This window comes from Microbacterium sp. GbtcB4, assembly GCF_019091465.1.
GTDB lineage: Bacteria > Actinomycetota > Actinomycetes > Actinomycetales > Microbacteriaceae > Microbacterium > Microbacterium paraoxydans.
In genome coordinates this window covers 1-272 of sequence record NZ_JAGXJJ010000129.1, presented here as the reverse complement: position 1 = coordinate 272, position 272 = coordinate 1, and the positions used below count along the sequence as shown (strand labels likewise).

The following is a 272-nucleotide window of genomic DNA, read 5'->3' as shown; positions in this document are numbered from 1 at the left end:
TTCGGCGACGCCGCCACCGCGCCCGGGCTGGGGCTCGGGCCCGCCCTCTCCCGCGGATTCACCGAGGGCATGGGCGGTAGCCTGACACCGGAGGACCCCCCCGGGGGCGGACTCACCATGGTCATCTCCCTGCCGCTCGCCGCAGGGTCCGCCGACACGGAGGGCACGGAGTGAAGCTCCTCATCGCCGACGACGACCCCCAGATGGTGCGGGCGCTGCGGAACACCCTCGCGGCCCACGGCTACGAGGTCGTCGTGGCCGCCGACGGCGCC

1 pseudogene is annotated in these 272 nt (G+C 75.4%); it reads left to right on the top strand.

The features are described from left to right. Positions 1 to 170: 170 nt before the first annotated feature. Positions 171 to 272, top strand: a pseudogene (locus tag KVS71_RS20085) (DNA-binding response regulator); the annotation flags it as partial.